A 13,086-nucleotide genomic window follows, 5' to 3' on the forward strand; every position below is an offset into this window, starting at 1 on the left:
TCAGTGGTTTTCTGTATGTTTTATGTCGGCTTTTGTCGGAGCAATTCTTAGGACCGAAGCTACAAAACAAAACAATAAACCGGCAGGAATCCTGAAAACAAAGCTCACAAAAACAGCTAAAAACGACAGGATATTACAAAAGTTATCGTCGAACGATATGAAAATATCTGAAATACCATAAATAAGCCGACAAAGAAATAGGGCCAGGACTATAGGCCAGGTTGGCAAAAAAAAACAACTTTGAAATCAATGATCAAATGTCATACACAAAGGAGTCTCAGGTTTTTTCCAGGATCAACCAACCGCAAGCACGGAAAAACTAAAATCTACATCTTTTGAGCCTATGGCACCCCGTGTTTTATGCACTTAAACAAGTTGAAAAAACCATCTTTTATAAATAAATTTTGTTAGAATTTGCTAAACTACTGAAATAAAAGGTCAGAGATCCCATGAAAGGATATAGAGGCTGTCATGAACAATAACAGAAAGACGCTGTTACTCACGCTCGGTGCGACATTCGTTATCATGGCGATGCTCGTTGCCTATACGACGAGTCTGATGTACAGGTCTTCGGATTCATATATACACGAACTTGGAGACGATAAGGCTTCCGCTATCACCGCCGATCTCGAGAACTACCTGGAGACAGCCAGATCAGTTCTCTGGGTCGCCGCCGATACCGTTGACCACATGGTTGCGAAAGGTGCCACCAACGAAGAGATCGTCGAATACATCACGAGAGAGTCGGCCAATACGGCTTCACAGTTCGATGAGAGCTACACCGGAATATACGGCGTAATAAACGGCCAGTATGTCGACGGAGTCGGCTGGACTCCGCCGGACGACTACGATCCGACCGCAAGGGACTGGTACCTTGACACCGTGGCAGCAGGCGGTCAGCCTCTCGTTGTATCTCCTTATGTCGATGCCCAGACAGGCAACGTCATCATCTCGATCTGCAAAGCCCTGACAAACAAATACGATGTATTGGGCCTGGACCTCACGCTCACAGGCGTTCAGGAAACTGTTGAGGAGATTAACATCAACGGCAGCGGCTATGGCTTCATCCTGAACTACGACGGGACCGTAGTCGCACATCACGACAGCGGCGAAAAAGGAAAGAACTACAGCGAAGATCCCGATAAAGCTGAACTTTTCAACAAGATAATCAGCGTGGACAAGGGTAATTTCGACATGGTCATCGACGGCAGGAACTGCTCCGTATTTGTCGATGATGTTCTCGACCAGTGGCATCTGGTCATTATCGTCGAGAACAGCGTGCTCCTTAAGGATACGATCAACGTACTGATCGTAAGCATACTTGTCGGACTGCTCGTATTCGGATTGATATCCACGTTCTATATCCTCGGCTACAGGCATGAGCGCAAGGTCAACAAGAGCATGGAGGAGATGAAGGCAAACGAGCAGAAGCGTGAATATGAAGCAAAGATCCTCATGCTAGAGAAGTCGGCCGCGGACAGCGCCAACAAAGCAAAGAGCGACTTCCTAGCCGACATGTCCCACGAGATCAGAACGCCGATCAATGCCGTACTCGGAATGAACGAGATGATCTTAAGAGAGTCAAAGGACGAGCAGATACTCGAGTATTCCGCCAACATCAAGAGTGCCGGCAACACGCTTCTTTCGATAATCAACAACATCCTCGATTTCTCGAAGATCGAAGACGGAAAGATGTCCCTGGTACCCGTGGAATTCGATACAGCCGAGCTCATCAACAGCCTCATCAACTCGATAAGCGAACGTGCCCGCACAAAGGGACTCGAATTCAATGTCGACATCGATGAGTCGGTCCCTTCAAAACTCTACGGAGACGACGTCAGGATAAGTCAGGTAATAATGAACCTTCTGACGAACGCGGTAAAATACACCGAGAACGGAAGCGTCACATTACGCGTTAAGAATAAGGGGATCGATGACGGCAGCGTCACACTCCGTTTCGACGTTATCGATACCGGCATCGGCATCAAGGACGAGGATCTCGAGAAGCTCTTCATGTCTTTCGAGAGGCTCGAGGAAAAGCGCAACCGCCACATCGAAGGTACTGGCCTCGGAATCTCCATCGTAAACAAGCTCCTAACCATGATGAACAGTAAACTCGAGGTGGACAGCAAATATGCGATCGGTTCCACTTTCGGATTTGATCTTAAGCTCCGCGTAGTGGATGCCGAACCTGTAGGCGCATTTGACGAGAAGAACAGGAACAGCCGCATCGAACCTGATTACATCGTTCATCTCAATGCTCCTGACGCAAAGATCCTCGTAACCGACGATAACGGCATGAACCTGAAGGTCGCCGTAAACTTCCTGAAGATATTCGGCATCACTCCGGTTACCTGCGGTTCGGGCGCTGAAACGATCGAACTGGCAAGGAAAGAAAGATTCGACATCATTTTCTTAGACCACATGATGCCTCAGATGGACGGCTTCGAAACACTCAAGGTCCTCAAGGACGAAGATCTGCTCCAGGGCGCAGTAGTAATCGCGCTTACCGCCAACGCAGTCGTCGGTGCGGAAGAACAGTATCTCAAGGCAGGCTTTGACGGTTATCTTTCCAAACCGATAATGCTCGCCGATCTTGAAAAGATCTTAAGAAACAATCTTCCCGCAAATGTGATCGACGGTACTGTCAGCAACACTCCCGAAGAGGCCGTCTCGTCCTCTTCTGCCCTCTCAGCCGAGAAGGCACGCGCCCTCGGACTCAACGTTGACGCTGCTCTCGTATATGCTTGCGGCGAAGAGGATTTCTATCTTGAACTCCTGACGGATTACGCGAATGCCGCGTACGAAAAGTGCAGCGAGCTTACTTCTTATCTTGATAACAATGACATGAAGAACTACAGCATCCTCGTTCACTCGTTAAAGAGTTCATCGAGGACCGTCGGCGCCGATGAGATATCCGACCGCGCGAAAGCACTTGAAGACGCCTCCAAGAATGAAGATGCTGATTTCGTAAAAGAACATCACGGATCTTTCGTAAAGGATCTTAAGGAGCTGGCTGCCAGGATACTCGGCTGATCAAGGAGCCTCAGATATTATTCTGAACCGGCATCGCCTTCTGCTTTTGAAGTCTTACGGCCTTAACGATGAAAGTTATCATGGTGACCATGAAGAACGCAAAGAACACCACCATGATCGGTGATACCACGATGCTTATTACATAGGTCAGGACATTAACGTTCGAAGCCAGCATACGTGGATTGAGGAATCTCTCGAATCCTGCCAGATAAAAGATTATCTCGAACAAAAATGAAACACCGTATACGACAAAAGGTACGATTGCAGCTTTCGGTCTGTCGGCATTTTTCTTATTCGCTACCGTCAGGATTGTGACAACCATGGTAATGATCCCAACCAGAGCACAAAGATACATATAGTAAGGAATGACGGTCCCGTGTGCGAACGGAGTCGTAATCAGGAAACGGTAGGTGTTGCTGCCTCTGAAGAATCTCGCGGTACCGCGGATGATATCGTTCTGAAACACCGTCATTATGGTGATGATAAGCGCGGAAACACCGAGTGTTATCCCCATTCCTATGACCATCTTCTTATGTAACCTGTCCATTGCTGAACCTCCCTGTAATATCCATAGAATTAAGTCAGTCCTTAAATATCCATTTCAGGATAATGAGCACCAGTGAATTCTTCTGGGTTCTTCCTTTATCCCCATCAGGATCGGCCGTGGTCATGCAGGAGAACTTGTCATTTTTCTGCATGTCGAACCCGTTCCTGTAATCGATATATTCACCGACATCAGGAGCGCGGTCTATCGTAACCGATTCACTTGTGGATCGGTCTTTGAACTTGCGTTTCAGGAACGGGACAATTACCGACAGACCCGTTAACATCGTCATAAACCAAAGCACAAGAAATGTCGAAACACATATCGAAAAGATCTTGCCGCCGTCATATCCGTAATCATCAAAACGGGTCCACAGCCCAAACAGCGGGGGCAAACTCAATACTGCACCCATAGCGGCCGTAACGGCGAGATATTTCGCGCCCCATCTTAAGACCTCATTTGAGGCATGCTGACGGACAAGTGAACTGGCCACAGGCAGATTGCCCGAAGCTTCTCCGGTCTGTCCGTTGACGGCGATGCTGTAGTTAATACCCTGATGCTTAATGTTCAGGAACCAGACAGGCATCAGTGCATAGAGCTGGCTGAAGTTCTCGGCAAAAGAACCCGTGGCGCCCACACTTACACTCGTGTATTCGCCAGTGGTGAAATGCTTGACGATCCCGGCTGCGTATGAATCTATCCTGATCTTGATTATGTCGAGCATATCGATCGCGGATTTGTCGTAACGCTGGGCGTAGAACCCCGGAAGATACATATCGTTATAATACTTGAGATCCTTGTAATCAAAAGGTTCTATCGCTTCCATGAGAGTGTTCGGGATCTTCTGGCATCCGTCAAACGGGACCATCTTCACGTGGAACTTGATATCCCTGTCGATAAAGAAGTTGGCAACCGTCGTCCCCTCTTCTATCTTGCCAGATCCGCCGACAACGGCATGGCAATCAGCATCAATGAGCCAGAACGGAACGTAATATCCCGTGATCTTCGTCAGCGTCGCATCGGACATGAATTCCTTCGGAACTCCGTGCTGCTGCTTTGCCCATGCACGGAAATTCGCGATGGCTTCTTCCTTGCTGACCTTGAAAGGGATTATCAGATCAGGTCTGAAGCTTTTCGAAAGACGTTTTTTGATCAGTGTCGGAGAACCGCAGAACGCGCAGAACGTCGCAGCTGTATTGTAATCGGTAACGACAGCGGCACCGCAAGAATCGCAGATGAATTCCTGCTTGTTCTCTTCCTCATCTCCGGCATCTTCGGTATCGCGGTTCTCAAACCTTCCCGAAGACTTAAGGCTCTCAGGCTCGTATATCCCGCCGCACGATCCGCAGACGAGCTTTCCTATCTTCTCGTTAAAGAAGATGTTCGCCGCACAGTTCGGACACTTCACCGAATCCGTCGCAAAAAATCTGTCGAATTCATCCTGTGAGTCGTTAAACATTTCCAGCCTCATTCGTTTTTTCTTTATTGTACCGATTTTTTACGAAACGGCAAAAGCACGGAATCATCTTATCTCAATAAGAGAAGGGCCGCCCGTATGAGCAACCCTTTCTCTGATGCAGATGATCCTTGAAGGCCGTTGTTCTTCTTCAGAGTCCGTCCTCCGCGATCTTTTTTCCATTGATTATTTCTTGATGCCTTCCCTCCAAGTTGCAGGTTTAAATTCTCCCAAGAGCGGAAGGAGACGCTTATCGACATCGATCTTGAATACCGCGTTGAAGTTGTTGGTAGCGATCATCTGACCTGCAAATCCGACAATAACTACGAGTTCCTGATCGTTGAAGAACTTTCTCAGTCTGTCGAAAAGTTCGTCAGACACTGCCGTGGGATTCTTTACATACTGCTCTGCAAGTTCTGCAAGAACTGTCTCCTTCTCGTCATATACGAGATTTGCGGGATCCAGGCCGAGGCCCTTTACGTCGCTGATAAAAAAGAGCGAGCAGAGCTGGCATGAATTTGTAGTAGATATCTTGTGTGCATAAAGGATGGCATCCTTCTCTCCGATGACTTCTACAAGACGGTTCCATGATGTATACCATGCCATGTACGCGTCGTATGTAGCTGCGTCATTCAGAAGTCCCTTCTTCATGTTTGTTACCGCATTGCGTCCTGCGAGTTCGTCGTAGCGCTCTTTCTCAGCACCTGTTGCTTCGTTCTGTTCAACCAATTTGATCCTTGCCATTTTCGTAATCTCCTTTGCGATTTATTTCCCGGTATTTTTCTTAAAGCGCGAGCTTTAAGATCTCAATGAATTTCTCCGCGTCCAGCGGGACATAGTGTCCTACCGTTCCGCCTGCCGTTGCGCGCTTTGCCATAACTTCGAAGTCTTTATCCGTGATTCCCAGTTCGGACAGATGAGTCTTAAGTCCCAGTTTCTTAAAGAACTTCTCGAGTTCATCCGATAACAGGAGCGCGCGTTCCCTTTCTGAATAGTCGTACGGATCTTTGCCGTACACTCTGCTTGCGAGAAGTGCCGGTCTCCACGGTTTCACATCAGCTATGTATTTTGTCCATGCAGTGAAGACTATTGCCATTCCTTCTCCGTGTGTGATGTTGTATTGTGCCGAAAGCTCATGTTCGATACGGTGCGATCCCCAGTCCGCGATCCTTCCTGCATCGAGGAAATTGTTGTGTGAAACTGATGCAAGCCACTGTATCTCTGCCCTTGCGTTGATGTCGGACGGGTCTTCTATCAGTCTGTCGGCATTTACGAGCAGAGCTCTTACCGCACCTTCGATGAGATAGTCTGTCGTGTCGGAATTTTTCGCGTCTGAGAAATATCTTTCGAGAAGATGGGAAAGGACATCAGCTATTCCGACAGAGGTCTGGTAAGAAGGAAGGTTTACCGTATACTTCGGGTTCATGATGGCGAACTTCGGGATGATGCGGTCATCCTCAAATCCTTTCTTCCATTCGCCGTATGAGAGGATGGCACAGTTGGACGTCTCGGAACCGCTCGATGCCGTTGTCGCGATCACTCCGATGTTAAGGACTTGTTCGGGAGTAACACCCTTATCGAAGAAATCCCAGACATCGCCATCGTACGGTATACCGAGAGCTATCGCCTTGGCGGTGTCGATGGAGCTTCCCCCGCCGACTGCCAGAACGAAATCAACTTTGTCTTCCTTGCCCTTTTTGACAAGCTTCCTCACGAGTTCGATCGAAGGATTCGGTACCACTTCCCCGCTCTCGGAGAACCTGATGCCAAGCTCTTCAACAGCTTCAGTGATTACATCATAGATACCTAATGTTTTTATGAAGTCTCCGCTGTATACCAACAGGAGTGATGTGACTTTATGCTGCGATAAAAGAGACTTCAGTTTCTTTTCGCTGTCCTCGCCGAAAACTATCTTCGCGGGGTTGTAGTACTCAAATCCGATCATGTTGTTTTCTCCTGTTTATACGATCAGCCGAAGAGCGGTACGACTGCTCCGTCGTATGTATCCTTGATATACTGTGCGACCTCAGGTCCCTGGAGCACTTCAACGAGTGTCTTGATGGCCGGATCGTCAGCCTTGTCTGCTGATGTTGCGATGATGTTTCCGTATGTCTGCGCAGCAAGTCCGTCGTTAGCTTCCACTGCGAGAGCCTGGCTTACATGGAGTCCTCCCTCGATCGCATAGTTGCCGTTGATGACTGCGACGTCTACGTCAGGAAGTGCTGCCACGAGCTGCTCGGGTGCAAGTTCCTTGAACTGTATATTAAGAGGATTCTCTACGATATCTTCAACCGTCGCATTGATGCCTGCATCGTCCTTGAGCTTGATGATGCCTTCCTGTGCGAGAAGGAGAAGTGCTCTTGCTTCATTTGTTACGTTGTTGGGTACCGCAATGACTGCGCCTTCAGGAAGTGCCTTAAGATCGTTTACCCTTCCTGCATATACACCGAACGGTTCATAATGTACTGCGCCTACTGAAACCAGGTCGGAACCGTTCTCGAGGTTGAACTGGTCAAGATAAGGAACATGCTGGAAATAGTTTGCATCAAGCGAGCCCTCGATAACGCCTGTGTTGGGTGTAACCGCATCCTCAAGTCTTACGATCTCGATCGTGATTCCTTTCTCTGCAAGGATCGGCTTTGCGACTTCCAGGATCTCTGCGTGAGGTGTGATGTTTGCTCCTACCTTGAGCACCGTGTTTGCTTTCTGTTCTTCAGTCTGTACCTCAGGCTGTTCTTCGCTTGCGCCTGTCTGTACATCGGCCTTGGTGGGCTCAGCCTTTGCGCAAGCTGCGAATGAGCCCGTTATGGTAAGTAAAAGTCCTGCGGCAATTGCCTTCTTAAATATGTTCTTCATTGTTGTAATCTCCTTTAGTTATGTTTTTGTTTTAGATAAGCTTTTCGCTTTAAGAATGATTTTTGTTCAGGCATAAAAAATGCCCGGAAAGTTTATTTAACTCCCGGGCGCATGGCATATGTTCAAATGCATATTACTGCTTTAACATCGATCGTTCTCAAGGCGTGAGGAATGTCTTCTTCCGCCCTGGGCCATATTGCGCACCCGGGAGCAAAGCATTCGACAACACATCATCATGGTAGCTGCTGTATTAACTGTTCTGTACATTTCTCACTCCTCCTTTCGTTGTGATGGCGATACTTTACTACTACTTACCTACCGTGTCAATAGGTTTATTGATAATTTTTCCGGATAGTTTTCGTCACCGGAAAGATTACAGATGATATCTGCTAATAACATCACGTATTCTGATATCAGCTGAAGACTGAACATCATAAACTATAGGTAACAGGCGAGCCTTGGATCGTATATATCTATGGAGGCAACGGACAGTTCATCGAACTGTTCTACGGTGCAACAAACGAGATACCTTATAGTGACGACAACATTGGTTTCTTCCACATCTGTATTGCAGTCGACGATATCAATGAGATATGGAAAAAGATTGTTGAAACAGGCGCTCCGCAGGACGATGCACCCAAGCAGGGCTGTCTCAAACTCCGGTCTGAGGCAGCCCTGTTGCTTTAACTGATTCACGTAATTTGAAAAATTATCTGTTGTCAACTTTCTCGGGATACATATCGTGATGGAAAAGTCTGTCTTCGGCAACGCTCTCCCATTTGGTTCCAGGCTTGCCGTAATTGCAGTAAGGATCTATGGAGATGCCGCCGCGCGGTGTGAACTTGCCCCAGACTTCGATATACTTGGGATCCATGAGCTTTATCAGATCCTTCATGATTATGTTTACGCAGTCCTCATGGAAATCACCGTGGTTGCGGAATGAGAACAGGTAGAGCTTTAAAGACTTGCTCTCGACCATCTTCTCCGACGGAACATAAGATATCGTTATGGTCGCAAAGTCGGGCTGACCAGTTATCGGGCAGAGGCTCGTGAATTCGGGACAGTTGAATTTTACGAAATAATCATTGTCGGGATGCTTGTTGACGAATGTCTCGAGAACGCCGGGATCGTAATCCTGACTGTAAGTTGTACCGTTGCTTCCGAGTTTTGTAAGTCCTTCTTTTTCGCGCATGATATCACCCCTTGATGAGACTGTACTTGATGCCTTCGTCGTATGTATCGATGCCTTCAGCCTTCTTGACGAGCTTTACGACAAGATATGTAACCGGTGTAAAGATAACCTCATATGAGACCTTGAACAGGTACTGGAAAAGGATCATCTGAAGTACAACGGAATTATCCATCGTGCCCCAGAACGCGATCGTGATGAAGATAACCGAGTCAAGGCCCTCACCTATAACGGTAGAAAGAATGGTACGGATCCAGAGGTTCTTTCCCTTTGTTGCGACCTTGAGCTTGGACAATACGATGGAATTGGAAAACTCACCGAAAAGATAACCCGCAAATGAAGCAGCCGCGACCCTCGGAGTCGTACCCAACACGGTTGCAAATGCCTCCTGGTTTTCCCAGTATCCGGGATGAGGTAGAGCTATAGTGATGAGATAGATCATTACCGCAAAGAAGCTGCAGCCGAAGCCGAGCCAGATGATGGTCCTCGCATTCCTGAATCCGTAGACCTCGGTAAACACATCTCCGATGATATATGTCAGCGGGAAAAGGATTACCGCCGCGGGCAGTGTTATATTTTCCGTTACGGCCCACATCTTGCCGGCGACAAGATTAGACAGCAAAAGGCATGTTACAAAGATGATGCCTATACACATAAACAGTCTCGATACTTTCTTATCTTCGTTCATATACTTCAACTCCAAAATAAAAAATGGCTCCCAAAAACAGGAGCCACATTTAATCAAGTCAGCTTTAACAAAATGATATAAATGATTGTCCTGGTTTTGTTTTACGACAGGATGGCACAAACGAACTGTCGGCGCTTTTATTCTCGCGCGAGAGATAATATCATCTTGAAGCCTTGCGGTCAAGGACCAATCTCTTCTGTTCGGCCTGATACTTGTTGAATAACTTCACATACATGAGCGGAATGGCGCCAACTATCGCTGCACTCGCCTGAATGCCGTTCGGGATCACTGAACCCAGTGCCGCTTCAACACCATACATGAATGGCAGTGATTCAAACACAAAGTAACCGGCGAGCATTATGATTTCTGCAATAAATGATGCCGACAGTTTTCTTGCAAGAGAGACTTTTCCTTCACTGTTCCTCTTGAGAAGCAATCCGGCAACAAGACCCATGATGCCCTTTATCAAAAATGTTGCGACGGCATACTGAGGATAACCTGCCATGAGGTCTGCCAGAGTCGAGCCTATCGCGGCAGGGACAAAGGCAAAAGGTCCCAGGATATACGAACTTACGAGTATCACAAGGTCACCCAGGTTTATGTGTCCTATCGCAGTCGGGATGTGAAGTTCCGTTCCGATAAATACAAGTGCCGCAAGGACACCCGCATATGCAATCTTCTTCAGGTTATTTCTGTTCTTTTCTTTACTGTTCATTTTCTTTCATCCTCCTGAAAGATACCTTACGTTTTCCTGTGTTTTTTAGACATCCAAATGCCGAGTTCCTGGATAAGCATTACCATGATTATCAACAGGGTTACCGTGGTCCAGAGCACATCCTTCTGATAACGGTAGTAACCGTACTGCAGGGCGATCGCTCCGAGTCCGCCTCCTCCGATGACTCCCGCCATCGCCGAATATCCCAAAACCGTTGCAACGTTGATGGCGCCGCCCTGAAGGAGTGAAGGCGTCGCTTCGGGGATAACGAAATGCAGTATCGTATAAAGAGGCGATGCTCCCATCGATGTGGCAGCCTCGATAATTCCAGGCTGCACTTCGTTGAGAGAAGATTCGACCATCCTCGCGACTATCGGGATCGCGCCTATCGTGAGCGGAACTATGGCAGCTGTCGTACCGATCGATTGTCCGACCACAAAACGCGTAAACGGTATCAGCAATACCAGCAGTATTAAGAACGGGAGCGAGCGCGTTATGTTCACTATCGTTCCGATCACCATATTTACCGCACGGTTCTCGAGCAGGCGCCCTTTTGAGGTCGAATACAGGATCACTCCCAGAGGCATTCCGATGAGGTATGAGAATAGTGATGCGAAGAACGTCATGTAGAACGTCTCCCATACACCCGTTATTATCGCTTCCCTGATGTAATCACTCATTTCTGCTCACCTCCGATACCGCCAGTCCCCCGGCCTTGAAAAAGTCGATGACCGTCTGCCTGTCCTTTGCAAGAACAGGAGGCTCTATAATCATCTGACCGTAACCTATGCCTCCGACGCTCCTTGTATTCGCGCTGAGGATATTCACTTTAAGCCCTGTTTTTTCGACCAGGTTAGCTATGAACGGCACGTTCGACTGGGTTCCGTCAAAGACTATCCTTATGAGCTGTCCGTTCTCATCCGAAGGATCGAAAGGATTGCTCGGGAATACAAGTTTTTTCGCCGCATTTGACTGAGGATTTGAGAACACTTCCTTCACATCACCGATCTCGGCAAGTTTACCGTCGTCGATTATCGCTACTCTGTCGCATATCTTCTCGACGACGCTCATCTCGTGAGTGATGATTATTATCGTCAGTTTTCTCTCTTCATTTATCTTCTTCAACAGATCCAGGATCTCACCCGTGATCTTCGGATCTAATGCGCTCGTCGCCTCATCGCACAAAAGCACCTTCGGATCTGCAGCCAGTGCCCTTGCTATTGCGACTCTCTGCTTCTGACCGCCAGAAAGACGCGCAGGATACTCATTTGCCTTATCCTGAAGACCTACGATCTCCAGCATCTGTTCCGCTTTCTTTTTTCTTTCGGCGCGCGGGACGCCGATTATCCTCATCGACTGCTCGACATTTTTAATGACCGTCCTCTGGTTCACGAGATTGAATCCCTGGAAGATCATGGAGATCGAATGACGCACTTCACGGAGTTCTTTCGCTTTGAGCTGCGAGAGATCCTTTCCGTAGAAATCCACCGTACCGGATGACACTTCCTCAAGCCTGTTCAAGGTCCTTACCAGAGTCGATTTTCCCGCGCCGCTCATTCCGATTATCCCGAATATCTCGCCTTCTCGTACCGTAAGGCTGATATCCTTGAGTGCCGTGAATTCCTTCCCGTCGTTCTTATATGTCTTGTATACGTTTTTTAATTCATATACGTTTTCCATCAGTCGAATAATCCTTTACTCAAGTATCTGTCTCCCCTGTCGGGAAATACCGTGACGATGTTGCCTTCATCTATCTCTTCCGCGAGCCTTAAGGCTGCCGCGAGTGCCGCACCTGATGATGAACCTGCAAGTATGCCTTCTTGTCTTGCGAGATCCCTTGAAGCGCCGAATGCCTCATCGTCCGTAACCTTTATGACCTTATCCACCAGCGTGATGTCCATAGTGTCGGCGATAAAGTCGTTGCCTATTCCCTCTATGTTGTAATCGAAATGCTCACCGCCGCCGATCGTCGAACCGTAGGGATCCGCAAGCACGCCTTTGATTCCGGGATTCTGTTCTTTCAGGTATTTAACGACTCCTGAGAACGTTCCGCCGCTTCCTGCGCCTGCAACGAAATAATCGATCTGTCCGTCCAGTTGGCTGTAGATCTCAGGTCCCGTCGTCTCATAGTGAGCCAGAGGATTTGCGGGGTTTCTGAACTGTCTTAACGAGATCGAACCCGGAATGGTCTTAAGTATCTCTTCCGCTTTTTCCTCGGCTCCGAGCATTCCGCCTTCTCTTGATGTGTGAACGATCTCGGCTCCAAGTGCCTTCATGACCTTCTGCTTTTCGAGAGAGAACTTCTCGGGTACGGTAAAGATAACCCTGTATCCCTGGTTGAGCGCTGCAACGGCTATTCCTATTCCGGTGTTGCCTGCGGTCGCATCAACGATCGTTCCGCCTTCTTTAAGCAGACCCCTGCGGCGCGCGTCATCGATCATGTAAACGCCTACACGGTCTTTAACGCTTCCTGCGGGATTCATAAGTTCAAGTTTTGCATAAATATTTACTCCGGGCTTGACGCCCATATGATCTATCTTCAGGATCGGAGTGTTACCGATCATTTCTCTTATGCTGCCGTATACGTTATTCATCTTATCCA

General features: G+C 48.0%; 12 protein-coding genes. 1 reads left to right on the forward strand and 11 read right to left on the reverse strand.

The window, feature by feature from the left end; translation table 11 throughout:
* The first annotated feature begins 471 nt into the window (after positions 1-471).
* Complete coding sequence (locus tag BO18_RS32930) at positions 472-3,036, forward strand: hybrid sensor histidine kinase/response regulator (RefSeq protein WP_051688830.1); 2,565 nt, start codon at positions 472-474, stop codon at positions 3,034-3,036.
* Positions 3,037-3,046: 10 nt separating this feature from the next.
* On the opposite strand, the gene BO18_RS15930 is transcribed toward BO18_RS32930, so the two are convergent.
* The 11 genes from BO18_RS15930 to BO18_RS15980 form a co-directional block, all read right to left on the reverse strand.
* Entirely contained in the window at positions 3,047-3,583 is a 537-nt protein-coding gene (locus tag BO18_RS15930; RefSeq protein ID WP_034447908.1) for a hypothetical protein, read from the reverse strand.
* Positions 3,584-3,617: 34 nt separating this feature from the next.
* A complete protein-coding gene (locus tag BO18_RS15935; protein ID WP_034447909.1) occupies positions 3,618-5,039 on the reverse strand; it encodes a TFIIB-type zinc ribbon-containing protein in 1,422 nt (473 codons plus the stop codon).
* 183 nt (positions 5,040-5,222) lie between these two features.
* Positions 5,223-5,780: a carboxymuconolactone decarboxylase family protein gene (locus BO18_RS15940; RefSeq protein ID WP_034447911.1), complete on the reverse strand. Its 558-nt coding sequence runs from the start codon at positions 5,778-5,780 to the stop codon at positions 5,223-5,225.
* Positions 5,781-5,820: 40 nt separating this feature from the next.
* Positions 5,821-6,981, reverse strand: coding sequence for an iron-containing alcohol dehydrogenase (locus BO18_RS15945; protein ID WP_034447913.1), 1,161 nt, complete (start codon positions 6,979-6,981; stop codon positions 5,821-5,823).
* A gap of 23 nt (positions 6,982-7,004) precedes the next feature.
* Positions 7,005-7,892 (reverse strand): MetQ/NlpA family ABC transporter substrate-binding protein, encoded by an 888-nt coding sequence (locus BO18_RS15950; protein ID WP_034447916.1) that lies wholly within the window; start codon positions 7,890-7,892, stop codon positions 7,005-7,007.
* A gap of 709 nt (positions 7,893-8,601) precedes the next feature.
* The gene (queF, locus tag BO18_RS15955; protein ID WP_034447918.1) at positions 8,602-9,084 is read right to left on the reverse strand and encodes a preQ(1) synthase; all 483 of its coding nucleotides are present in this window, start codon (positions 9,082-9,084) and stop codon (positions 8,602-8,604) included.
* 4 nt (positions 9,085-9,088) lie between these two features.
* Positions 9,089-9,769 (reverse strand): queuosine precursor transporter, encoded by a 681-nt coding sequence (locus BO18_RS15960; RefSeq protein ID WP_034447921.1) that lies wholly within the window; start codon positions 9,767-9,769, stop codon positions 9,089-9,091.
* Between the two features lie 160 nt (positions 9,770-9,929).
* On the reverse strand, positions 9,930-10,484 hold the full coding sequence (locus BO18_RS15965; protein WP_051688831.1) for an ECF transporter S component: 555 nt from the start codon (positions 10,482-10,484) through the stop codon (positions 9,930-9,932).
* Between the two features lie 26 nt (positions 10,485-10,510).
* Positions 10,511-11,164: a methionine ABC transporter permease gene (locus BO18_RS15970; protein WP_034447924.1), complete on the reverse strand. Its 654-nt coding sequence runs from the start codon at positions 11,162-11,164 to the stop codon at positions 10,511-10,513.
* On the reverse strand, positions 11,157-12,164 hold the full coding sequence (locus BO18_RS15975; RefSeq protein ID WP_034447925.1) for a methionine ABC transporter ATP-binding protein: 1,008 nt from the start codon (positions 12,162-12,164) through the stop codon (positions 11,157-11,159). The genes BO18_RS15970 and BO18_RS15975 overlap by 8 nt, the downstream gene beginning before the upstream one ends.
* The gene (locus tag BO18_RS15980; protein WP_034447926.1) at positions 12,164-13,078 is read right to left on the reverse strand and encodes a PLP-dependent cysteine synthase family protein; all 915 of its coding nucleotides are present in this window, start codon (positions 13,076-13,078) and stop codon (positions 12,164-12,166) included. Before BO18_RS15980 ends, BO18_RS15975 begins: the two co-directional genes overlap by 1 nt.
* Positions 13,079-13,086: the final 8 nt, after the last annotated feature.

The organism is Butyrivibrio sp. AE2032 (genome assembly GCF_000702965.1).